We start from the raw sequence: 22,172 nt of genomic DNA, 5'->3' as shown, positions 1-22,172 counted from the left end.
GGGGTTTCCTCAGGTTGATGATTGGGTCAAGCGATCTCGATACGGATCAGCGCAGGCGGTTCCTGCACGGCGGGGAGGGTCGCGAGCCGGGCGAGAGCGGCGGTCATCGCCGCCTCGCCGGTCTCATGCGTCACCATCACCACCGCCACCGCATCGCCGGGGCTGCGGCCATGCTGGAGCATCGACTCCAGTGAAATTCCATAATCGCGCAGCACGGCGGTGACATCGGCGATCACGCCCGGTTCGTCCACCACCATCAGCCGCAGGAAATAGGCCCCGCGATGGGCCCACATCGGCACCGACGGCGCGGCCACGCGCGCCTCATGCGGCACGCCCAGCATCGGGGCCGCGCGCCCCCGCGCCAGATCGATCAGATCGGCAACCACGGCAGACGCCGTAGGTCCGGCACCGGCACCGCGCCCCTGCAACACCACCTGCCCGACCGGATCGGCATCGATCACCACTGCGTTATGCACGCCATCGACCCGCGCCAGCGGCGATGCCAGCGGCACCATCGCGGGATGCACCCGCGTCTCGACCCCCGCTTCGGTTGCCCGCGCAATGCCGAGCAGCTTGATCCGGTAGCCGAGTTCGGCGGCAAACCCGATATCCAGCGCGCTGATCCCCCGGATGCCCTCGACATGAACGGAACCGAACGCCACCGGCCGGCCAAACGCGATCGCCGCGAGAATTGCGAGCTTATGGGCGGTGTCGATCCCGTCAATATCGAAGGACGGATCAGCCTCGGCGTAGCCCTGCGCCTGCGCATCCGCCAGCACGGTCGCAAAATCGAGCCGCTCGGCCTGCATCCGGCTCAGAATATAGTTGCAGGTTCCATTGAAAATCCCGGCGATGCCGCCGATCCGGTTGGCCGCCAGCCCTTCGCGCAGCGCCTTGATCACCGGAATCCCGCCCGCCACGGCGGCCTCGAACCGCACCGATGCCCCCTCCCGCGCGGTGATCTCATCCCCGCGCACCGCAATCAGCGCCTTGTTCGCGGTCACCACCGGCTTGCCCGCCTCCAGCGCCGCCATCACCAGTTCGTGTGCCGTCCCGTCCGACCCGCCGATCAACTCGACAACGACATCAACCGCAGCATCCGCCGCCAGCGCCACCGCATCGTCGTGCCAGCGCAACCCGTCGAGCGAAACACCCCGGTCCCGCGCCCGGTCCCGCGCCGCCACGGCAACCACTGTAATCCTGCAGCCCGCGCGTGCCGCGATCAGATCCGCATTGTCGCGCAACAGGCGCAGCACCCCGGCCCCGACCGTCCCGAGACCGGCGATTCCGACCGACAGCCCATCCTTCATACCGTCTCGGGCTCCGCGGCGGCATCGATGTTGCCCGGCGCCATGAACCCGCGAATATTGCGCACCGCCTGCCGCAGCCGATGCGTGTTCTCGACCAGTGCGATCCGTACATGACCATCGCCATGCTCGCCGAACCCGATCCCCGGTGCCACCGCGACCTTGGCGCGTTCCAGCAGCAGTTTCGAAAAATCGACCGAACCGAGATGAGCATAGCGCGCCGGAATCGGCGCCCAGGCGAACATCGACCCCGCCGGGCTCGGCACGTCCCACCCGGCCTGCGCAAGACCCTTGATGAGAACGTCCCGCCGCTCCTTGTACAGAACGCGCATCTGATCGACGCAATCCTGCGGTCCGTTCAACGCCGCCGTCGCCGCCACCTGAATTGGGGTGAACGCCCCGTAATCAAGATAGGATTTCATCCGTGCCAGCGCGGAAATCAGGCGCGGATTGCCCGCCGCAAACCCCATCCGCCAGCCCGGCATCGAATAGGTCTTCGACATAGAGGTGAATTCTACCGTGAACTCCTTCGCCCCGTCGATCTGCAACACCGAGGGCGGCGGCTCGCCCTCGAAATAGATCTCGGCATAGGCAAGATCGGACAGGATAAAGATCTCGTGCTTGCGCGCGAAGGCCACGATATCCTTGTAGAAATCGAGCGTCGCGAGATAGGCGGTGGGGTTGGACGGAAAATTCACGATCAGCGCGGTCGGTTTCGGCACCGAATGCTTCACCGCCCGCTCCAGCGCATGGAGCATGGTCTCATCCGGCGTCGCCGGCACCGAGCGCACCGAGGCCCCGGCAATGATGAAGCCGAACTGATGGATCGGGTAGGACGGGTTCGGCACCAGAATCGTATCGCCCGGCGAGGTGATGGCGTTGGCCAGATTGGCCAGACCCTCCTTCGAGCCCAGGGTGGCGATCACCTCGGTATCGGGGTTCAGCTTCACGCCGAACCGGCGGTCGTAATACCCGGCCAGAGCGCGGCGCAGACCGGGAATGCCCTTGCTGGTCGAATAACGGTGGCTGCGCGGATCGGCGACGGTTTCGATCAGCTTCGCAACGATATGCGGCGGCGTCGCGCTGTCAGGGTTGCCCATGCCGAGATCGATGATGTCTTCGCGCCGGTTGCGCGCCGCCGCCTTGGCCTGATTGACCTCCGCGAACACATAGGGCGGCAGGCGGCGAATACGGTGAAATTCCTCGGTCATGGTCGGTCCTGATGCGGGCGGGCGCGGCTGGAGTTGAAAGTTTATTTCGTTGTCTCGCCGTATAGCAGTTGTGCCGCCCCTCCGCGACCCATGGCGAGCGCCTCGATGCGGATGGCCGAAGCCGGTACCCCCAGCACGGTGAGGGTATTCGCGATCGCGGTGGCCCGCCTCAGCGCGAGATGCAGCCCCGCCGCTGTCCGCACCGGCGCGAAACCGATCGCGGCGATCGGCAACGCCCCCCGCTTGGCAACCAGCACCGCCAGCGCCGCCCGATCGTGCCGCGAAACAATCGCCCGCCCCGGCACGAAGGCAACCGGCACGGGCGGCTGCTCGACCAGCGGCACCGCCACAGGCTTCGGCTTCGGCGCCACGCCGCCCGCAGGCGCAGCCAACGCATTCTGCCTGTGATTGGCCGCCTCAAGCTGGGCGCGGATGCTGCGCTGAAGTTCCGGCGCAATCGGCTTGGGCTTCGGCGGCACCGAGGCGAGGTTGGGTGACGGCCGGTTCAACCCCGGCGGCGGCGGCGGATTCTTGCTGATCGCCCCGCCCTCGTACTCGTGGAACGCCTTGATCGGGTTGATCGTCGCACACCCCGAACTCGCCAGCAGGGCCAGCATCGGCGCCATCCGCAGCGCCAGACGGCGATACCGGGCGCGCATTTCAGCCTTGGGCAAAACTTCGCTATAGATCACATCGGCTCCTCGTCCGTCCGGCTCCTCTCTAGCGCCTGGATCACGGAGCCGGAAGGAGTGTCCATGGCCGATCAGGAAAATCGTGACCCCACGCGGCCCGAGCGGCCCGATCCCGCGGTCTATGCCCGCACCATGGCCGATATCGGCACCCGTGCGCAGCGGCTCGTCGGCGAATGGCTCCAGCGCCAATCCGCCAACCCCGCCCCGGACAGCCCGGTGTTCGACCCGCTCAACATCGGCAGCGCCTTCATGGAAATGGCCGCCCGCCTCGCCGCCAACCCGGCGAGGCTGATCGAGGCCCAGATGGGCTTCTGGCAGGATTACACCACGCTCTGGCAGCATTCGGCCCGCCGCCTGATGGGCATCGAGACCAGCCCGGTGGTCCCGCCCGACCCGCGCGACAAGCGCTTCGCCGACGAAGGCTGGAAAACCAGCGAGGTCTTCGACTTCATCCGCCAGAGCTACCTGCTCTCCGCCCGGTTCGTGCAGGACGTGGTCACGCGCGTGGACGGGCTGGATGCGAAAACCGCGCAGAAAGTCGATTTCTATTCCCGCCAGTTCATCGACGCGATGAGCCCCTCGAATTTCGCCCTGACCAACCCGCAGGTGCTCCGGAAAACCGTCGAGACCGGGGGCGAAAACCTCCTGCGCGGCCTCAACAACCTGCTGCGCGACCTCGAAGCCGGGCAGGGGAGGCTGCATATCAGCATGACCAACGCGGATGCCTTCACCGTCGGCGGCAATATCGCGGTCACCCCCGGGAAAGTGGTGTTCCGCAACGATCTGATGGAACTCATCCAATACATCCCCACCACCAGATCCGTGCTCAGGACGCCGCTGGTGATCTTCCCGCCATGGATCAACAAATTCTACATCCTCGATCTCCGCCCGAAAAACAGCTTCATCCGCTGGGCGGTCGAGCAGGGCCACACCGTGTTCGTCGCAAGCTGGGTCAACCCCGATGAACACCTCGCCGCCAAGGATTTCGCCGACTATATGAACGACGGCGTTTTCGCCGCCCTTGAGGCGATCGAAGCCGCAACCGGCGAGCGCGAGGTCAATGCCATCGGCTATTGCCTCGGCGGCACGCTCCTCGCCGCGACCCTCGCGGTCATGGCCGCGCGCGAGGATCACCGCATCCGCGCCGCCACCTTCCTCGTCACCCTCACCGACTTCGCGGATGTCGGCGAACTCGGCGTCTTCATCGACGAGGAACAACTCGCCGCGATCGAGGAAAAAATGAACCGCCAAGGCTATCTCGATGGCGCGGACATGGCGACCACCTTCAACATGCTCCGCGCCAACGACCTGATCTGGGGGTTCGTCGTCAACAACTACCTCCTCGGCAACGACAGTTTCCCCTTCGATCTCCTGTACTGGAATTCGGATTCGACCCGGATGCCCGCCGCGATGCACTCATTCTACCTTCGCAATATGTACCAGCAGAACCGCCTGATCGAGCCCTGCGCGCTCGAACTCGGCGGCACCCCGGTCGATCTGGGCCGGATCACCATCCCCGCCTATTTCCTCTCCTGCCGCGAAGATCACATCGCGCCCTGGGCCAGCACCTACAAAGCCACCCAGATCCTTGCCGGCCCCAACCGCTTCGTCCTCGCCGCCTCCGGCCACGTCGCCGGCGTGGTCAACCCGCCCTCCAGCGGCAAATACAATCATTTCGTGAACGATGCGCTCCCGCCCGATCCCCAGTCCTGGATGGAGGGTGCCACCGAAGTCGCCGGGTCCTGGTGGCCGGACTGGCAGCGCTGGATCACCAGCCACGAAAAGCCGCGCGGCAGATCCACCGTGAAACCCCGCATCCCCGGCGACGGCAAATTGCCGGTTCTGGGCGATGCCCCGGGCGATTACGTCAAAGTCCGCTCTGCGTGAATGGCGGATACCGGCGGGGCGGCATCGCGATGGTGCTGCCTGCGCGTGAAGGTTTCGCCCCCGATCGCGCCGGGGCGATCGCGATGGTGGTGCGCCGCCTCGCCCTCGCCGCCGATGCCGTGGTGATCGGCGCGGCCCTCACCCCAGTCTTTTCCGGCATCGCCTACGCCCCCGTCCGCGCCCGCGGCACGCTCGGCTACGCGCTCGGCGTCATCGCCTGTGTGCGCCGCTCAAGCCCCTCGGTCATCGAAGTCCACCAGCAACCGCGCCTCGCCCTCATCCTCGCGCGGCTGATGCCCGATGCCCGCGTCATGCTGGTCCTGCACAACGATCCCAAAACCATGCGCGGCCTGCGATCCCCACGCCAAAGGCGCCGAACCCTCGCCCGCCTGCACCGGGTGATCTGCGTCTCGGCGTTCCTGCGCGATCGCTATGCCGCCAGCCTCGCGGACACAACCCGTCTCGCCATCCTGCCCAACCCGCTCACCCTCGCCGAACTCCCCGAAACCACCCTCCCGCGCCGCCCCGAAATCCTGTTCGCCGGGCGGATCGTCGAACCCAAGGGCGTCGCCGATTTCATCGCCGCCTGCGCGATCGCCCTGCCCACCCTGCCGGGCTGGTCGGTCCGGATCATCGGCGGCGACCGCTTCGGCCCCGCGAGCCCGGAAACCGCCTATGTCAGCGCGATGCGCCACGCCGCTGCCGCCGCCGGGGTGCGGTTCGACGGATACCGGCCCCACGCCGATGTGCTCACCGCAATGGCACAGGCCGCGATCGTGGTCGTCCCGTCACGCTGGGCGGAACCGTTCGGTCTCACCGCGCTGGAAGCGATGGCGAGCGGCGCGGCCCTGATCGCCTCGAATATCGGCGGCCTGCCGGAAGTGACCGGTTCCGCCGGCCTGCTCACCCCGCCGGGCGATATCCCCGCCCTCGTCGCCGCCATCACCAGCCTCGCCCGCGATGAACCCCGCCGCACGAACCTCGCAGCCGCAGGCCGCACCCGCGCGCTGAAGTTCGACACACCCCGCATCGCCGCCCTGCTGCAGGAGTTGCGCGACGCTGAAACGCCGGTATGACCACGCCATGCTTGCCAAACGCCTTGCCCTCGCGGCAGCCCTGATCCTGCCGATCTGCCTGCTCTACGCGCGGGCGGGTGCGGAATTCGCGATCGCCATCATCGACATCGCCTTCCTCGTCACCTCCGCCCGCACCCGCAATTGGGCCTGGGCGCGCCAGCCCTGGTTCCTCATCGCGCTCGCGTGGTGGGCGGCCGAAATGATCTGCTCCCTGCCGATCCCCGCCCTCGGCCTCGGCCCCGGCGGCTGGAAATCCTTCGCCCAGGCGGCGGTCCTGATCCGCCTGCTGCTGCTGCCTGCCGCACTGGCCGGCTTCGTCCTCGATTCCCCCCGAAACCGCTGGTGGTTCTGGCTGGTCATCGCAGCGTCGGAGGCCTGGATTCTGCTCGAATGCTGGCAGCAGGAAACTTTCGGCGTCAACATCTTCGGCGATCATCGCTGGGCCGATGGCTCGCTCACCGGCCCGTTCTGGGCCCCGCGCGCCGGCCCGCCCTACACCCACCTCCTGTTCCTCACCGCGCTGCCGATCGTGGCCGCCCTGATCGCCCGGCGCGGCACCGTCCCCAAACTCGCCGCCGCCGCCCTTGCGATCATCGGCTTCGCCACCGCCCTGATCATCGGCCAGCGCATGCCCTTCCTGCTCGCCGGCCTCGGCCTCGCCGTCACCGCCCTCGCATTCCGCCCGGTGCGACTTCCCGCCATTGCACTCGGCATTCTGGTCATCCTGGCAATCCCGGCCCTCAAAATCGTCTCCCCGCCGAGCTTCGACAAGCTGGTTGGTGAAACCAGCATCCAGATCCGCCATTTCGCCAAAAGCCCCTATGGCGAACTCTACACCCGCGCCACCGTCATGATCGAACATTCGCCCTGGCACGGCTACGGCTTCAACGGCTTCCTCTATTTCTGCCCCGAGCCGAAATTCGACGCCGGGCTCCCGGCGATGGGCATCGGCCCGACCAACCTCGCTCGCGGCGCCTGCAACATCCACCCGCATAATTTCTACCTCCAGGCCGCGATCGATGCTGGATTGGGCGGTCTCGTCCTGTTCGCCGCCCTCAACCTCGCCTGGCTCCTCACCCTCGCGCGCGGCATGCTCCGCCAACCCATGAAACTCGGGGCCTTCATCGGCGTCCTCACCTATGCCTGGCCGCTCGCCTCGACCGATAATTTCGCGGTCCTGCCAATGGCCGGCTGGCTCTTCGTCATGCTCGGCCTCGGCCTCGCTTTCGACCCCGCACGGCTCCAATCTGGCCCGCCCGAGCCGCAATCCCTATATCAGCACCCGAACCAAGCCCTCATCCTGACAGGAGCGCCCCCATGACCGATATCGCGCCCAACCTCGCGCCCAACGCAGTGCCCTCCGCAGCCTCCCACCTCGTCCCGGTCACCGTCCTCACCGGCTTCCTCGGTGCCGGCAAGACCACGCTGCTCAACCGCATCCTCACCGAACATCACGGCAAGCGCTACGCCGTCGTGATCAACGAATTCGGCGAACGCGGCGTCGATAACGACCTCGTGGTCGATACCGACGAGGAAGTCTTCGAAATGAACAACGGCTGCATCTGCTGCACCGTGCGCGGCGACCTCATCCGCATCATCAACGGGCTGATGAAGCGGCGCGGCACATTCGACGGCATCATCGTCGAGACCACCGGCCTCGCCAACCCCGCCCCGGTCGCCCAGACCTTCTTCGTCGATGAGGACGTCAAATCGAAAACCCGGCTCGATGCCATCGTCACCGTGGTCGATGCCAAAAACCTGCCCGCCCGCCTGCGTGACAGTCACGAAGCCACCGACCAGATCGCCTTCGCCGATGTCATCGTCCTCAACAAACTCGACCTCGTCACCCCGGACGAACTCGCCGCGGTCGAAGCCCAGATCCGCAGCATCAACCGTTACGCCGAGATCCACCACGCCACCAAAGCCGACATCGAAGCCGACAAACTCCTCGGCATCAACGCCTTCAGCCTCGACCGCGTGCTGGAATCCACCCCCGATTTTCTCGACGACGACGCCCACACCCATGACGAACACATGACCAGCATCAGCCTCGCCCTCAAAACCCCCCTAGATGCCGAAAAATTCAACGCCTGGATCGGCGGCATCCTGGCCACCAAAGGCCAGGACATCCTGCGCACCAAAGGCATCCTCGATTTCGCCGGCGAATCCCGCCGCTTCGCCTTCCAGGCCGTCCACATGATGGCCGACGGCGATTACATCCGCCCCTGGAAACCCGGCGAAGACCGCGAAAGCCGCATCGTGTTCATCGGCCGCGACCTCAACCGGCCGCAACTGCGGCGCGGGTTTGAAAGCTGCGTGGCGGCGTGAGCAAGATGAGGCAAGCAAGTACTTCTTTTTTTGGAAAAAAAGAAGTAAAAAAACTTCCTTTAATTTGGTCCTCGCAGGTGAAACCGCCCGTGACCCAGATGAATAAAAGTTTTTTGCTTCTTTTTTACAAAAAAGAAGCCTTCTCTTTTTCCCCCAACTCATCCTGTCCCGCATGAACCCCAACGAACTCCTCGAAAAGCGCGGCGCCACCCATGAGTTCGAGGCTCACGTCACCGCCGCCTGTTTCAACCGCGCCGGCACCCATTTCGCCGTCGCTCTGGGCGATGGCCGCGTTGCCCTGCGCGACCTCGCAGCGGGGGTCTGGCACGAGCACCCGATCCATGACGGCGTCGTGCTCGCCCTCGCGCCGGATATCGACCTCACCGGCTTCCTGACCGGCGGCGATGACGGGCATCTCCGCCGCATCGACCCCGCGAGCGGTCCCGTCAGCCTCGCCAGCTACGGCATGAAATGGGTCGAGCACGTCGCGAGCGTGCCCGATCGCAAAGCCCCGCTCCGCGCCGCCGCGATCGGGCGAAATGTCCATCTGCTCGATGCCGCAGGCACCACGCTGCGCACCCTCGCGCATCCCTCCACCGTCTCCGGCCTCGCCTTCGACGCGAAGGGCCGCCGTATCGCCGCCTCGCATTACAACGGTGCCTCGCTCTGGTTCGTCCGTTCGGAAAACGCCAAGCCGCAGGTGCTGGAATGGAAGGGCAGCCATATCGGCGTCGCCCTCCACCCCGATCTCGACGCCATCGTGACCGCAATGCAGGAAAACGCCCTGCACGGCTGGAAACTGCCCGACGGCCAGCACATGCGGATGAGCGGCTACCCGAGCAAACCGGAATCCCTCGGCTTCACCCGTTCGGGAAAATGGCTGGCCAGCGCCGGGGCGGAGGCCATCATCCTCTGGCCGTTCTTCGGCGGCGGCCCGATGGGCAAGGCCCCGCTCGAACTCGCCGCGTCCGCCTCCCTGGTCAAACGCATCGCCTGCCACCCGCAGAACGACGTCGTCGCCGCCGGCTATGGCGATGGCATGGTCGTGGTCGCGGATATCGCGCACGAACGCATCCTGCCGGTCGCCGCCGCCGGCCACGGCCCCATCTCCGCCCTGGCCTGGAGCACGGATGGCGCGCGCCTCGGCTTCGGCACCGAAACCGGCTTCGTCGCGGTGATCGATTTTTCGAGCCGCGCCTGACGCGCATCCCACGGCTTGAACATCCCGCCCACGGGCCTAAACTCTCGCAGAACAAATCGAACCGCCAACAAGGACGATCCTCCGATGAGCGTTGCGACCCCCGATCTTTCGATGCCCGATCTTTCGCGCATCCCCCCCGAAACCGTCGATGCCGCCGACCGCACCGCAAGGTTCTGGACCAGCAAGCAACCCGGCCCGATCAAACCCGGCTCGGAAGCGCACAAGCGCGCGATGTGCGACATGTTCCACGAAACCTTCAACCCGTACAAACCCTCGGTCCTCGCCTGGCCCAAACTCGACCCCGAGACCCGCAACAAGATCACCTCCCTGCCGATCTGGGACATCGCGGTCCAAACCGAAGGCAAAGCCCGCCTGCGCATGGCCGCCTACGCCCGCCAGCTCATGGCGATCGACCCCGATATGGCCAAAACCATCGAATTGAACGGCTGGGAGGAAAACCGCCACAAGGAGGTTCTCTCCCGCCTGGTCGAAGTCTATGAAATCCCTCTCGACCCCGAACCTGCCTATGTCGAACCGCGCGACGCCGAATGGGCCTACATGGTCACCGGCTATTCCGAATGCATCGACAGTTTCTTCGCCTTCGGCCTGTTCGAACTCGCCAAACGCTCCGGCTTCTTCCCCGCCGAACTGGTCGAGACCTTCGAGCCCGTCATTCAGGAGGAATGCCGCCACATCCTGCTGTTCGCCAACTGGGTCGCATGGCACCGCGCCAACCTCCCGCTGCACAAACGCGCCTGGTTCGAATTGCGCGTCGCCGCGGTCTATGCCTTCCTCGGCTGGGAGCGCATCGGCATCGCCCGCGGCATCGACGATGGCAAAGGCAAGCCGCAGGACAACAACTTCACCGTCAACGGCTCGAAATCGGTCAGCAACGAAGACATCAAGGTGCTCGACCTGTTGCGGATCTGCCTTGAGGAAAACGACCGCCGCTTCTCCGGCTACGACCGCCGCCTCCTCCGCCCGACCACCTTCCCAAACCTCGTCCGCCTCGCGCTCAAACTGGTCCCCGCCAGCAGGAAGACCAAATCCGCCGCCCAGCCCGCGTGACGGATAATTCCCGGCAGATCGACTACTGGAACGAGGTCGCGGGCCCGAAATGGGTCCGCGTCCAGGCCTCGATGGAATCCCGCCTCTCCGGCATCGAGGACATGCTGCTCGCCCGCGCCCAGCCGCGCCCCGGCGAGCGCATCCTCGAAATCGGCTGCGGCACCGGCACCACCACCGCCCGGCTGGCCGATGCGGTCGGCCCCACCGGCCATATCGTCGCGGTCGATGTCTCCAAACCCATGCTCGACATCGCGCGCATCCGACTGGCCGGCCACCCCAACGCCACCCTCACCGAAGCCGACGCCGCAACCGCAGCCTTCCCCCACAATTTCGACCTGCTCACCTCGCGCTTCGGCATCATGTTCTTCGAAGACCCCGTCGCCGCCTTCACCAATCTGCGCCGCGCCCTCAAACCGGGAGCGCGGCTGGTCTGCGTCGCCTGGGCCCCGATCGCGGACAACCCGCACTGGTCGGTGCCGCTCGGCCTCGCGATCGACCGGCTTGGTCCGCCCAAACCCCGCCGCCCCCACGCGCCCGGCCCGCTCGGCTTAGACGATCCCGCCTTCGTCACCGAAACCTTGGCCCGCGCCGGCTTCACCCACGCCACGGTGCGCGCCGAACCCGTCACCCTGTTGGGCCGCTCCCTCGATCAAGAAGCCGAGGTCGCCGCCACAATGGGCCCTGCCGGCGCCCTGCTCGACGAAAAAGACGCCGATGCCACCACCCGCGCCGAACTGCTCGCCTCATTCCGCGACGCCTTGCCCGGCTACGCCGATAAATCAGCCCGAATGCGCGCCACAATACATCTGATCACCGCCCACTGTTCCTGATCAACTCAGGCGGGCACCTTCCGGTTGCTTTTTATTTTAAAAGTCCAATGGGTAGCAAGGTATTTAGTGTAAAAAATACCTGTTACTAATCCTCGTCGTACGCGATATTTACAAGCCAAATCAAGGCAGTAGTTTCAAGTGGTCGGGAGCGCTGACCTTCTCCGGTCGCGAAACGACCGCTCCTTGTAAAAACATTAGATCACTAATTATTTGGTCGATGACCGGATCAGAAGTTGTTTAAATTACTGATTGACAACTTTAACGGGTTTTTCTTATTGTTGACTCAACAAACACCAATTTAAAGTTGCAGTTCAGGAGGTCGTTGAATGACGAGTGTGATCAATACCACCGTGACCAATACCGTCACGCTCGGCACCGGAACCTATACCGGAGCGATCTCGATCACCGGCAGTGGAGCGATCGATGTCACGGGCACCGGTGCCGTCGCTCTCTATGATCCGTCTAGTCAAACAGCCGTCTCCATTATCAACGACGGCTCGATCCTCGCCGGTACCGGGGGCACAGGCAGTGCGGGTCTGCTCGGGCTCGGCGGCGCGCTTGGTGGCACCGGCGGGGATGGGGTGGATCTGAAAGGCGCGGGTGCGACCATCGCAAGTACCGGCGCAATCGCCGGCGGTGCCGGTGGGTCCGGCGCGAGCGAAGTGGTCAGCGTGCTCAACCTGCTCGGTGCCACCGCAGGCGGTACCGGCGGCATCGGCCTCTACGGTCAGGCGGCGACTGCGGATGTGACCAATAGCGGAACCCTCGCAGGCGGCGCGGGTGGCGAGGGCGGTACCAACGCCGTGTCGCTGCTGGGTAACGACGCACCGGGTGCCGGCGGCAACGGCGGCGCGGCCCTCGTGATCGATGCCACCGCCGATCGCTTCGGCAACACCGGCATCGTGCTCGGCGGCACCGGGGGCATCGGCGGAACCAACCTGATCTCGGCGCTCGGCGCGGCGGGCACCGGCGGGAACGGCGGCACCGGCGCGATCGTCTCCGGCGGCGGCTATCTCGACAATGCGGCCAGCATCGCGGGCGGCACCGGCGGGGCCGGCGGCTATAACGACATTCTCGGGGTTCTGAGCCGCACCGGCACCGGCGGCGCCGGGGGCACCGGCGTCTATCTCGATGGCGGAACCCTGCTGAACGCGGGCACAATCGGCGGCGGCGCGGGTGGCATCGGTGCGACGAACGGCGCAACCGGCGATGCCATCGTGTTCGGCAGCATCGCCGCCACCCTGATCGCCGACGCCGGCGCGGTGTTCACCGGCGCCGTCGCGGCGAACAGCACGGTGGCTGACGTGCTCGATCTCGCAGGCACATCGGCCGTGGCCCTCACCGGCCTCGGCACCAGCTTCACCGGCTTCAACGACATCACCTTCGCAACCGGCGCGTCACGCACCCTCAGTGGCGATGCCGCAGGCCTCGCCGCCGGCCAGACCATCGCCGGCTTCAGCGGCACCGATGTGCTTGACCTCACCGGCTTCGGCGCGACCAGCGCCAGCTTCGTCACCGGCACCGGCCTCGTGCTGAGCAACGGCGTCACCACCGAAACCCTCGATCTGCTCGGAACCTTCACCACCGCCGATTTCACGGTCTCATCCGCCGGCAACACCACCGAAATCGCGCTCTCCGCCGCCCCCTGCTATCTTGCGGGCACCATGATCGAGACCAAGATCGGCGCGGTCAGGGTCGAATGTCTCGAAATCGGCGACCTCGTCCGGACCCTGAACGGCAGTTTCAAGCCGATCAAATGGATCGGCCGGCGCAACTACAGCCGTGTCGCCGCCCGCGCCAACCCCCGCACCCGGCCGATCCGGTTTCGCGCCGGCGCCCTGGCCGATGGAATTCCCCGCCGCGACCTCCTGGTGTCCGCCGATCATGCACTCTATCTCTCCGGCGTGCTGATCCCGGCAGCTTCCCTCGTCAACGGCGTCAGTGTGCTGATCGCCGACGATATCGACCCCGTAAACTACGTTCATATCGAGCTCGAAACCCACGAGGTGATCTTCGCCGAAGGTGCGGCAGCCGAGAGCTTCGTCGATTGCGACAGCCGCATGCTGTTCCAGAACGTCGATACCTTCCGGACCCTCTACCCGCAGGATTCCCGCCCGTCCTGGACCTTCTGCGCCCCGCGCCACGAGGGCGGATTGCAGGTCGAGCACATCCGCCGCGCCATCGCCGTCCGTGCCGGGATCGAGCAGGCCCCGGTCCCCGGCCCGCTGATCGGCTTTGTCGATCAGGCGCTCCGCAACCGCATCACCGGCTGGGCGATCGATCAGGCGAACCCGGCCGAACCGGTCGAGCTCGAACTGCTCGACGGCGAAGCCCTGATCATGCGCTTCCTCGCCCAATCGTTCCGTCAGGACATCGTCGATGCGGGACTGGGCGATGGCTGCGCCGGGTTCGACCTCGCCCTGCCGATCGCCCTGGCCCCGGACCAGCCGCACGAATTGCATATCCGCCGGGTGAGCGATCACCAGGAACTGACCGGCTCGCCCGTCCTCGTCCCCCCGCTATCGACCTTCGGCGACGCGCGGGACGCCCTCTCGCGCATCACCGAAATCGGCCTCGCGGCAGCCGCGACGGTGACCGAGTTCGATGCCATGCTCAACGATCTCACCCAGGCCATGCAATCGGTGCGCGGCCGCCGGATGCGGGCCGCCGCATCCCCCGCCAGCCGGAACGCCCGCCCCCGGCACGGATCGCGTCGCGCCCTGGTGATCGACGACACCTTGCCCGATGCCCGGCGTGACGCCGGATCGAATGCGATCCTCTCCCATATGGCATCGCTGCGCCGCCTCGGCTTTCAGGTCGAGTTCGTGCCCGCGACCCCCGCCATCGACGCGACCCTCACGGCGGCGCTCACCGCCCGGGGCATCCTGGTCCACGGCCTGCCCGCCGTCAGCACGGTCGAGGACGTGCTGCGCGGCGGCGGCACCGATTACGACCTGATCTATCTCCATCGCCTCGCCAATGCCGAGGCTTACGCCGGCATGGCACGGCGCCACTGCCCGCACGCAAGGCTGGTCTACGCCGTGGCCGATCTGCACTGGCTGCGCCTCGCGCGCCAGGCCGCGCTGGAACAATGGCCGGCGCTGGCCGATCAGGCCCGCAGCCTCCGCATGCGCGATTTCATGGCGATGCGCATGGTCGATGCCGTGATCACCCATTCTCCGGTCGAACGGAACATCCTGCTCGCCGCCATGCCGGAGCTTGCCGTGCAGGTCGTGCCGTGGGAGGTCGCCATCGGCAGCCCCCCGGCCGGTTTCGGAGCGCGCAGCGGTGTCGGTTTCGTCGGGCATTTCGGCCACATGCCCAACCTCGATGCGGTGGACTGGCTGATCGACCAGATCATGCCGCTGGTCTGGCAGGCAGCTCCCGATATCAAGCTGAAGCTCGCCGGCAGCGCCGTCCCCTCCAGCCTGATCCGCTGGGCCGGGCGAATCCCCCAACTCGAACTCTGCGGTCAGGTCGAAGACCTCCCCGGGTTTTTCGACGGAATCCGGCTATCGGTCGCCCCCTTGCGGTTCGGTGCCGGGATCAAGGGCAAAGTGCTGGACAGTCTCGCCGCAGGTCTGCCCTGTGTCATGAGCCCGGTCGCGGCGGAAGGCCTCGCTCTGCCGCCCGACCTCGTTCGCCTGATCGGCGACGATGCCGGGGCGATCGCCACGGCGATTCTCGATCTCCACGCGAACGAAACGGCGTTCCATCAGGCCGCACTGGCAGGGCAGGGGTTCATCGCAGCCGGATACGGCACGCAGCAGGTCGATCCGGCACTGGCCAAAGCGGTCGCCCCGGTCCCGGCGCGGGTGCTGGCGGCGTGAGCAGGGCCTGCGCCAGCCGCCACCCTTTCGTTTGACTTCGCCGCCCGTCCGGCTATAACCCCGCCATCGCCGCGATGCCGCAAGGTTTCGCGCGCCTTCCCTTTGACCGTCGCCCATCTTGATGTTCGTGCCTGTTGTTCGTGACTCAATGCCCTCGTGGCGCGTAGCCAGAATTGGACCCTATCGATGTTCGCAGTGATCCGCACCGGCGGAAAACAATACCGCGTCGTTCCCGACGCCGTGCTGAAGGTTGAAAAGCTCGAAGCCGAGGCCGGCAGCACGGTCACCTTCACCGATGTTCTGGCCCTGGGCGGCGAAGCGGGCGTTACCCTCGGCAAGCCGATCGTCGAAGGTGCCACCGTCACCGCGACCGTGATCGCGCAGGACCGGCTGGACAAGGTCATCATCTTCAAAAAGCGCCGCCGGCAGAACAGCCGCCGCAAAAACGGCCACCGCCAGCACGTGACCGTGCTGCGGGTGTCCGGCATCAACGCCGCCTGATCATAGGAGTTTACCATGGCACATAAAAAAGCCGGCGGTTCATCCCGCAATGGCCGCGACTCGGCCGGGCGTCGTCTCGGCGTGAAAAAATTCGGTGACGAGCAGGTCGTCGCGGGCAACATCATCATCCGCCAGCGCGGCACCAAGGTGAAGCCGGGCACCAATGTCGGCCTCGGTCGCGATCACACGATTTTCGCCCTGGTCGATGGCCGCGTGAAGTTCGCGCGCCGCGCCGAAGGCCGGGTCTCGGTTTCGGTCGAGCCGCTGGCCATCGCCGCCGAGTAAGCCGACCTCCTGTCGGGTTCGGGGAAGGTCGGCTCGCGCCGACCTTTTTTTTCGCATGAACCCTTTTTTCGTATGTGAACCGTTATGAAGTTTCTCGATCAGGCCAAGATCTATCTGCGCTCCGGCGATGGCGGCAACGGCGTCGTCGCGTTCCGGCGCGAAAAATACATCGAATTCGGCGGCCCGGACGGCGGCAATGGCGGTCGCGGCGGTGACATCGTGTTCGAAGCGGTCGAGAACCTCAACACCTTGCTCGATTTCCGCTACACCCAGCATTTCCGCGCCCGCAAGGGCGGCAACGGCGCCGGGCGCGACTGCACTGGCGCCGCCGCCCCCACCATGCTGATCAAGGTGCCGATCGGCACCCAGATTTTCGACGACGACCGCGAAACCCTCCTCGCCGATCTCGACAAGCCGGGCATGCGCATCGTGTTCCTCCGCGGTGGCGACGGCGGGCACGGCAACGCCATGTTCAAAACCTCGACCAATCGCGCTCCCCGCCGCGCCGATCCCGGCTGGCCGGGCGAGGAGCGCTGGGTCTGGCTGCGCCTGAAACTGATCGCGGATGCCGGGCTGGTCGGACTGCCCAACGCCGGCAAATCCACCTTCCTCGCCGCCGCCTCGGCGGCAAGGCCGAAAATCGCCGACTACCCCTTCACCACGCTGCACCCGCAACTCGGCGTCGTTCGCCTGTCGATGACCGAGGAATTCGTCCTCGCCGATATTCCCGGCCTGATCGAGGGCGCGCATGACGGTGCCGGTCTCGGCGATCGCTTCCTCGGCCATGTCGAACGCTGCGCCGCCCTGATCCATCTGATCGATGGCGCGGCGGGCCACGTGGTCGATGCCTGGCGCACCATTCGCGGCGAACTCGGCGCCTATGGCGGCGGGCTCGATGCCAAGCCCGAGCTGATCGTCCTCAACAAAATGGATGCCATGACCCCGCGCGAGATCGCCTCGCGCAAAGCCTCCCTGACCAAAGCCTCCGGTGCCCGCGTCATGGTCATGTCCGCCGCCGGGCAGATCGGCGTCGATGAGGTGCTGCGCGCGGTGTTCGACATGGTGCGCGAGAACCGCAAATGATCCGCCGCCCCGCGCCGAGCCTGACCGATGCGAAATTGCTGGTGGTCAAGATCGGCTCGGCCCTGATCGTCGATCCCGCCGCCGCCGCGCCCCGGGCCGCGTGGCTGGATGGAATGGCCGCCGACATCGCGCAACTCCGCGCCCGCAGCGTCGGCGTCATCGTCGTCTCGTCGGGTGCCATCGCCCTGGCCCGCCGCCAGCTCGGCCTGATGCAGCCCCGCCTGCGGCTTGAGGAAAAGCAGGCCGCCGCCTCAGTCGGCCAGATCCGCCTCGCCCAGGCCTGGAGCGAGGCACTCTCCGCCCACGGGCTGGTCGCGGCGCAACTCCTGCTCACCATGGACGACACCGAGGACCGCCGCCGCTACCTCAACGCCCGCGCCACCCTGCGCACCCTGCTCGAACTTGGCGCGATCCCGGTGATCAACGAGAACGACTCGGTCGCCACCGGCGAAATCCGCTTCGGCGACAACGACCGCCTCGCCGGGCGCGTCGCCGAAATGGTCGAGGCCGATCAACTGGTCCTGCTCTCGGATATCGACGGTCTCTACACCGCCGACCCAAAACGCGACCCCGCCGCGCGCCATCTGCCGATCATCGACGCCCTGACCCCCGAAATCGAAGCCATGGGCGGCGCACCGCCACCGGGATTCTCCTCCGGCGGCATGCGCACCAAACTGGTCGCCGCTCGCATCGCCACCCAGGCCGGCTGCGCGATGGCCGTGGCACTCGGTCATACCGAACATCCGCTCGCCGCGCTGCAGGACGGCGCCCGCTGCACGTGGTTCCTGCCGCAACCCGGTGGCCGTTCGGCACGCAAACGCTGGATCGCCGGCTCCCTTGCCCCGCTTGGCCGCCTGCACGTCGATGCCGGGGCCGCAAGCGCGATCAAGCGCGGCTCGTCTCTGCTTCCGGCCGGCGTGGTCACGATCGAAGGCGATTTCGAACGCGGCGATGCGGTCGAAATCCTGGCCCCGGACGCTTCCAGCCTGGCGCGCGGCCTCGCCGGATATTCCGCTCAGGATGCACGCCTGATCGCGCGCCACCGGACCGACGAGATCGAAGCGTTGCTGGGATGGCGGGGGCGCGATGAAATAGTGCACCGCGACGATCTGGTCCTGCTCACGCCCGATCCGGCCAAAGCGGTGCCGGAAGCGATCTGAAACCGGGACGCGCCACAAGATAGCCCTGGATCAACCCGACGCCGAATTCCACCAGCGTGGCATATTCCGCGGCGGTTTCGATCCCTTCGGCGATCACCTCGATCCCGAGATCGCGGCAGAGTGCTACGCAATGCCGCACGATCGTCTGCCTCACCCGGTCCTGATCGATCCCCACGATGAGGGCCCGATCCAGTTTGACCAGATCGGGATGGAACCGGGCGAGCAGATTCAAATTCGAATGACCGGCCCCGAAATCATCGATCGCGGTCCTGAACCCCATGGCGCGATACGCGGCAACGATGCGGCTCAGATGATCCGGGTCGGCCACCGCCTCGACCTCGGTGATCTCGAAAATCAGCCGGTCGGTGGGAAAGCCGACGCGTGCCGCAGCCTGAAGCGTGGCGCGAATGCACGCCCTCGGCTCGTAAACCGCATTCGGCATGAAATTGATTGAAAGCGCGGCACCCTGGGCGATCAGCCCCAGTTCCGCGGCGGTTTCGATCGCCGTGATCCGGCACGCCTGATCAAACCCGTACAACGTCGCCGGCGTGACGCCCGCAAGCACCGATGCCGCCCCCTCGCCGCCGACGCCGCGAACCAGCGCCTCGAACGCGAAAACGCCCCCGGTCTCAACATCCACGATCGGCTGAAACGCCATGGCCAGAGGAACATCATAGGTCCCGGTCCGGCAGGCACCGCAGCCCCCATCGAAGGGGGCTGTTGTGGGCAGGGAAGCATTCGCTTTCAGGGTCAAGGCAGGCTCTCATGAAGCGGCGCTGAAATCATCATCAGCCTAGTATCTAACGTAAAAGTTAACCGCCGCCTAAATCAATCCTGCCGAATCGAATGAAATTCATGTCATGTCGATATCAAAACAGGTCGCAGGGTGAATTCACCCGCGCGCATGACCGGCACAACCGCGCCCGTTGCAGTCACCCCATCGACATCGACCTGCCCCGACCCGATCATCCAGTCGATATGAATGAGGCTTTCATTGGCCCCCCGCGCCGCATCGCACCCACCCTTCATGTTGAGCGCGAGCGCCTGACCGAGCGCGATATGGCAGGCCGCATTCTCATCGAACAGAGTGTTGCGGAAAATCAGCCCCGAGCGGGCAACCGGCGAGGCTTCGGGAACCAGCGCCACTTCACCGAGCCGTGCGGCACCCTCATCGGTGCCGATCAGGCTGCGGAACACATCCTGTCCCGCGCTCGCATGCGCTTCGACGATGCGCCCCGCCTCGAACCGGACCGAAATCCCCTCGATCAACGATCCGCCATGCACCAGCGGCTTGGTCGCGGCGACCACGCCGTCCACCTTGTCGCGGTGGGGCATGGTGAAAACCTCCTCGGTCGGCATGTTCGGCATGCAGACCGCCCCGTTCGCCGCCTCGACCGCACCCCCGGCCCAGAGATGATCGGTGGCGAGACCAACCCGCAAATCCGTGCCCGGCCCGCGAAACTGCAACGCGGCAAATCGATGACCATTCAGCGTATCGCACCGCTCGCGCAGTCGCGCGACATGGGCCTGCCACGCCCCGACCGGATCGGCCTCGTCGATCCGGCTGACCTTGAAGATCGCATCCCACAATCTGCCGACCGCCGCATCCGGCGCATCATCCGGAAACACCGATTCGGCCCAGCCCGGCGTGGCGAAGGACAGGATCGACCAGTTGGTCGCGAAGCTGCTGATGATGTTGCGCATCGGCTTCATCGCGGCGGCGGCGGCGCGCTGGGCGCGGCCGATCCGCGATGGATCGCACCCGGCCAGAAGCATCGGGTCCGAGCCGGAAATGCTGAGCATCGCAGCCCCCTGATCAAGCGCTTTCGCCACCCCGTCGAACAGCCATGACGGGGCGAAATCGAAACTCTCCTCGTCGGCGTGAATGAACCGGGCGCGCTGGATCACATCGTCGGCGAACAGCGGCACGACCAGTGCGGCCCCGGCATCATAGGCATGGGCGGCCAGCCGCTGGACCAGCGCGCGCGCATCGAGCGGCGCATTGATGACGAGTTCCTGGCCCTTCTGGACATTGACCCCGATCCTGACCGCAATTTCGGCCAGCCGGTCGAGCCGTTCGGCGTGAGTCAAACGAATTCTCCTTCGATGATCATCCCATCGTAACCGGGTTCCATCCGCGCGGGCAATGATGCGCGAAGGGCGGCATAATCCATGTCCGGCCCCATATGGGTCAAAATCGTGCGGCGGGGGCGGAGCTGCGCTTCCCAGGCCACCACCTGCTCCAGATTGGCATGGCTCGGATGCCGGGGACCACGGGTGAAGCAATCGATCACCCAGGTATCGAGATCGCGCAATTGCGCCAGCGCCTCATCGTCGAACCGCACCACATCCGTGCAATAAGCGACATTGCCGAACCGCAGCCCCAGTGTCGGCCCGAACCCGTGATCCTGCCCGATCACATTCACGTTCCATCCGTTGATCGTGTGGATCGCGCCGGGTGCCACCAGACGGGTCTCGATCACCGGGCGAAAAAACGACGGCGGCAAACCCGGCTCCGGCGCCACCCAGGGCTTGAAGGCGTAATCGAACCGGCGGCGCAGTTCCGCCCAGGTCTGCCCAGTACTGTAGCCGGGGATCGGTGCGCCCAGCAGCCGGTTGAGAATCCGGACCTCGTCCAACCCCGCGATATGATCGGCATGCGGATGGGTGAACAGCACGGCATCGATCCGCCCGATCCGGTTGGCGATCAGTTGCAGCCGCAGTTCGGGCGAGGTGTCGATCAGCAGCCGGGACTCCCCGCACGCGACCACCGCACTCGCCCGGCTGCGCGCGTTGCGCGGCTCCAGCGGATCGCACATCCCCCAGTCGCCGGACCCATCGGCCCCGCCGATCTGCGGCAGCCCCGCCGAGCCGCCGGTCCCGAGCAGCGTGAGGGTGAACTTCATGCCGCCTTGGCGAACAGGCGACGAAAATTCGCACTGGTCAGATCGGCCATCGCCGCCTCGCTCATGCCGTGCAGCACAGCCAACACTTTGGCGGTGTGAACCGTATTGGCCGGTTCGTTGCGCCGGCCCCGCAACGGCACCGGCGCCAGATAGGGCGAATCGGTCTCGACCAGCAGCCGCCCCGGCGGAATGTCGCGCGCAATCGCCCGCAGGGCATCGGATTTCGGAAAGGTCACAATCCCCGAGAACGAAACATACCCGCCGATCGCCAGCGCCCGCGCGGCAAGTTCGGGACCGGAGGAAAAACAATGCAGCAGAAACGAAAACGGCGCGGCGGCATAAGCGGCCTCCAGCATCGCGGCCATGTCCTCATCGGCGGCGCGGGCATGGATCGCAAGCGGCAGGCCGGTCATCTGCGCCGCCCTGATATGGGCGGTGAAATTGGCGGCCTGAACCTCGGGGGCCACCGTATCGTGGAAATAATCGAGCCCGGTCTCCCCGATGCCGATCACGCGGGGGTGCGCGGTCATCGCCGCAATCGTCTCGGCCGCCGGAACCGGCCCCTCGGTCCCGGCATGATCCGGGTGAACGCCCACGCACGCCCAGACATTCGCCGCCGCCTCCGCCATCGCGATCGCCTGGCGCGACTGGGCCATGCTGGTCCCGATCGTGACCATCTGACCAACGCCGGCGGCCACCGCCCGCGCAATCACGGCGGTCCGCTCGGGTTCCTCGAAATGATCCAGATGGCAATGGGAATCGATCAGCATGAGGTTCATATAGCGCGACCGGGCGCAGGTCGGAACT

General features: G+C 66.1%; 19 protein-coding genes. 12 read left to right on the top strand and 7 right to left on the bottom strand.

What is annotated here, in order from left to right:
• Window positions 1–26: 26 nt before the first annotated feature.
• From SIL87_RS13640 to SIL87_RS13630, 3 genes are read right to left on the bottom strand one after another with little or no spacing between them, the layout of a single operon-like run.
• Entirely contained in the window at window positions 27–1,310 is a 1,284-nt protein-coding gene (locus SIL87_RS13640) for a homoserine dehydrogenase (RefSeq protein WP_319614707.1), read from the bottom strand.
• Window positions 1,307–2,518, bottom strand: coding sequence for an LL-diaminopimelate aminotransferase (locus SIL87_RS13635; protein WP_319614706.1), 1,212 nt, complete (start codon window positions 2,516–2,518; stop codon window positions 1,307–1,309). Before SIL87_RS13635 ends, SIL87_RS13640 begins: the two co-directional genes overlap by 4 nt.
• 41 nt (window positions 2,519–2,559) lie before the next feature.
• Window positions 2,560–3,210 carry an OmpA family protein gene (locus tag SIL87_RS13630; RefSeq protein ID WP_319614705.1) on the bottom strand — a complete coding sequence of 217 codons (651 nt, stop codon included), beginning with the start codon at window positions 3,208–3,210 and terminating at the stop codon, window positions 2,560–2,562.
• A gap of 63 nt (window positions 3,211–3,273) precedes the next feature.
• Between SIL87_RS13630 and SIL87_RS13625 the strand changes: the two genes are divergently transcribed.
• The 12 genes from SIL87_RS13625 (at window position 3,274) to proB (ending at window position 18,459) form a co-directional block, all read left to right on the top strand.
• Window positions 3,274–5,097: a PHA/PHB synthase family protein gene (locus tag SIL87_RS13625; RefSeq protein WP_319614704.1), complete on the top strand. Its 1,824-nt coding sequence runs from the start codon at window positions 3,274–3,276 to the stop codon at window positions 5,095–5,097.
• A 29-nt stretch (window positions 5,098–5,126) separates the two neighbouring features.
• Entirely contained in the window at window positions 5,127–6,173 is a 1,047-nt protein-coding gene (locus tag SIL87_RS13620) for a glycosyltransferase family 4 protein (protein WP_319614703.1), read from the top strand.
• A 7-nt stretch (window positions 6,174–6,180) separates the two neighbouring features.
• Window positions 6,181–7,494, top strand: coding sequence for an O-antigen ligase family protein (locus tag SIL87_RS13615; RefSeq protein WP_319614702.1), 1,314 nt, complete (start codon window positions 6,181–6,183; stop codon window positions 7,492–7,494).
• Window positions 7,491–8,501 (top strand): CobW family GTP-binding protein, encoded by a 1,011-nt coding sequence (locus SIL87_RS13610; RefSeq protein WP_319614701.1) that lies wholly within the window; start codon window positions 7,491–7,493, stop codon window positions 8,499–8,501. The genes SIL87_RS13615 and SIL87_RS13610 overlap by 4 nt, the downstream gene beginning before the upstream one ends.
• Before the next feature lie 172 nt (window positions 8,502–8,673).
• Window positions 8,674–9,702, top strand: coding sequence for a WD40 repeat domain-containing protein (locus tag SIL87_RS13605; RefSeq protein ID WP_319614700.1), 1,029 nt, complete (start codon window positions 8,674–8,676; stop codon window positions 9,700–9,702).
• Window positions 9,703–9,786: 84 nt separating this feature from the next.
• A complete protein-coding gene (locus tag SIL87_RS13600) occupies window positions 9,787–10,770 on the top strand; it encodes a ferritin-like domain-containing protein (RefSeq protein ID WP_319614699.1) in 984 nt (327 codons plus the stop codon).
• Window positions 10,767–11,600 (top strand): class I SAM-dependent methyltransferase, encoded by an 834-nt coding sequence (locus tag SIL87_RS13595; protein WP_319614698.1) that lies wholly within the window; start codon window positions 10,767–10,769, stop codon window positions 11,598–11,600. The genes SIL87_RS13600 and SIL87_RS13595 overlap by 4 nt, the downstream gene beginning before the upstream one ends.
• Window positions 11,601–11,926: 326 nt before the next feature.
• On the top strand, window positions 11,927–15,430 hold the full coding sequence (locus tag SIL87_RS13590; RefSeq protein WP_319614697.1) for a Hint domain-containing protein: 3,504 nt from the start codon (window positions 11,927–11,929) through the stop codon (window positions 15,428–15,430).
• Window positions 15,431–15,616: 186 nt separating this feature from the next.
• A complete protein-coding gene (gene rplU, locus SIL87_RS13585; protein WP_265635621.1) occupies window positions 15,617–15,931 on the top strand; it encodes a 50S ribosomal protein L21 in 315 nt (104 codons plus the stop codon).
• 15 nt (window positions 15,932–15,946) lie between these two features.
• On the top strand, window positions 15,947–16,216 hold the full coding sequence (gene rpmA, locus SIL87_RS13580) for a 50S ribosomal protein L27 (RefSeq protein WP_029310665.1): 270 nt from the start codon (window positions 15,947–15,949) through the stop codon (window positions 16,214–16,216).
• A gap of 84 nt (window positions 16,217–16,300) precedes the next feature.
• Window positions 16,301–17,299 (top strand): GTPase ObgE, encoded by a 999-nt coding sequence (gene obgE, locus SIL87_RS13575; RefSeq protein ID WP_319614696.1) that lies wholly within the window; start codon window positions 16,301–16,303, stop codon window positions 17,297–17,299.
• Window positions 17,296–18,459, top strand: coding sequence for a glutamate 5-kinase (gene proB / locus SIL87_RS13570; protein WP_319614695.1), 1,164 nt, complete (start codon window positions 17,296–17,298; stop codon window positions 18,457–18,459). The genes obgE and proB overlap by 4 nt, the downstream gene beginning before the upstream one ends.
• Here proB and SIL87_RS13565 read toward each other — a convergent pair.
• The 4 genes from SIL87_RS13565 to SIL87_RS13550 all read right to left on the bottom strand — a co-directional run bounded on the left by SIL87_RS13565 (window position 18,419) and on the right by SIL87_RS13550 (window position 22,135).
• Window positions 18,419–19,213: an EAL domain-containing protein gene (locus SIL87_RS13565; protein WP_456304829.1), complete on the bottom strand. Its 795-nt coding sequence runs from the start codon at window positions 19,211–19,213 to the stop codon at window positions 18,419–18,421. The two genes, proB and SIL87_RS13565, sit on opposite strands and share 41 nt — an antisense overlap.
• Before the next feature lie 104 nt (window positions 19,214–19,317).
• Window positions 19,318–20,550 carry an aminopeptidase gene (locus tag SIL87_RS13560; RefSeq protein WP_319614694.1) on the bottom strand — a complete coding sequence of 411 codons (1,233 nt, stop codon included), beginning with the start codon at window positions 20,548–20,550 and terminating at the stop codon, window positions 19,318–19,320.
• Entirely contained in the window at window positions 20,547–21,365 is an 819-nt protein-coding gene (locus SIL87_RS13555) for an MBL fold metallo-hydrolase (RefSeq protein WP_319614693.1), read from the bottom strand. The genes SIL87_RS13560 and SIL87_RS13555 overlap by 4 nt, the downstream gene beginning before the upstream one ends.
• Window positions 21,362–22,135, bottom strand: coding sequence for a TatD family hydrolase (locus SIL87_RS13550; RefSeq protein WP_319615983.1), 774 nt, complete (start codon window positions 22,133–22,135; stop codon window positions 21,362–21,364). The genes SIL87_RS13555 and SIL87_RS13550 overlap by 4 nt, the downstream gene beginning before the upstream one ends.
• Window positions 22,136–22,172 lie beyond the last annotated feature (37 nt).

Origin of the sequence: Acidiphilium acidophilum, from assembly GCF_033842475.1 — a bacterium.
Taxonomy (GTDB): Bacteria; Pseudomonadota; Alphaproteobacteria; order Acetobacterales; family Acetobacteraceae; genus Acidiphilium; species Acidiphilium acidophilum.
The sequence above is the reverse complement of the archived record's forward strand: the minus strand, read 5'-3'. Positions and strand labels throughout refer to the sequence as shown.

Excerpts from the sequence above, each read along its gene's own strand:
- SIL87_RS13640 (WP_319614707.1), bottom strand. The coding sequence starts at position 1,310 with ATGAAGGATGGGCTGTCGGTCGGAATCGCCGGTCTCGGGACGGTCGGG.
- SIL87_RS13635 (WP_319614706.1), bottom strand. The coding sequence starts at position 2,518 with ATGACCGAGGAATTTCACCGTATTCGCCGCCTGCCGCCCTATGTGTTC.
- SIL87_RS13625 (WP_319614704.1), top strand. The coding sequence starts at position 3,274 with ATGGCCGATCAGGAAAATCGTGACCCCACGCGGCCCGAGCGGCCCGAT.
- SIL87_RS13620 (WP_319614703.1), top strand. The coding sequence starts at position 5,127 with ATGGTGCTGCCTGCGCGTGAAGGTTTCGCCCCCGATCGCGCCGGGGCG.
- SIL87_RS13615 (WP_319614702.1), top strand. The coding sequence starts at position 6,181 with ATGCTTGCCAAACGCCTTGCCCTCGCGGCAGCCCTGATCCTGCCGATC.
- SIL87_RS13610 (WP_319614701.1), top strand. The coding sequence starts at position 7,491 with ATGACCGATATCGCGCCCAACCTCGCGCCCAACGCAGTGCCCTCCGCA.
- SIL87_RS13605 (WP_319614700.1), top strand. The coding sequence starts at position 8,674 with ATGAACCCCAACGAACTCCTCGAAAAGCGCGGCGCCACCCATGAGTTC.
- SIL87_RS13600 (WP_319614699.1), top strand. The coding sequence starts at position 9,787 with ATGAGCGTTGCGACCCCCGATCTTTCGATGCCCGATCTTTCGCGCATC.
- SIL87_RS13590 (WP_319614697.1), top strand. The coding sequence starts at position 11,927 with ATGACGAGTGTGATCAATACCACCGTGACCAATACCGTCACGCTCGGC.
- rplU (WP_265635621.1), top strand. The coding sequence starts at position 15,617 with ATGTTCGCAGTGATCCGCACCGGCGGAAAACAATACCGCGTCGTTCCC.
- rpmA (WP_029310665.1), top strand. The coding sequence starts at position 15,947 with ATGGCACATAAAAAAGCCGGCGGTTCATCCCGCAATGGCCGCGACTCG.
- obgE (WP_319614696.1), top strand. The coding sequence starts at position 16,301 with ATGAAGTTTCTCGATCAGGCCAAGATCTATCTGCGCTCCGGCGATGGC.
- proB (WP_319614695.1), top strand. The coding sequence starts at position 17,296 with ATGATCCGCCGCCCCGCGCCGAGCCTGACCGATGCGAAATTGCTGGTG.
- SIL87_RS13555 (WP_319614693.1), bottom strand. The coding sequence starts at position 21,365 with ATGAAGTTCACCCTCACGCTGCTCGGGACCGGCGGCTCGGCGGGGCTG.
- SIL87_RS13550 (WP_319615983.1), bottom strand. The coding sequence starts at position 22,135 with ATGCTGATCGATTCCCATTGCCATCTGGATCATTTCGAGGAACCCGAG.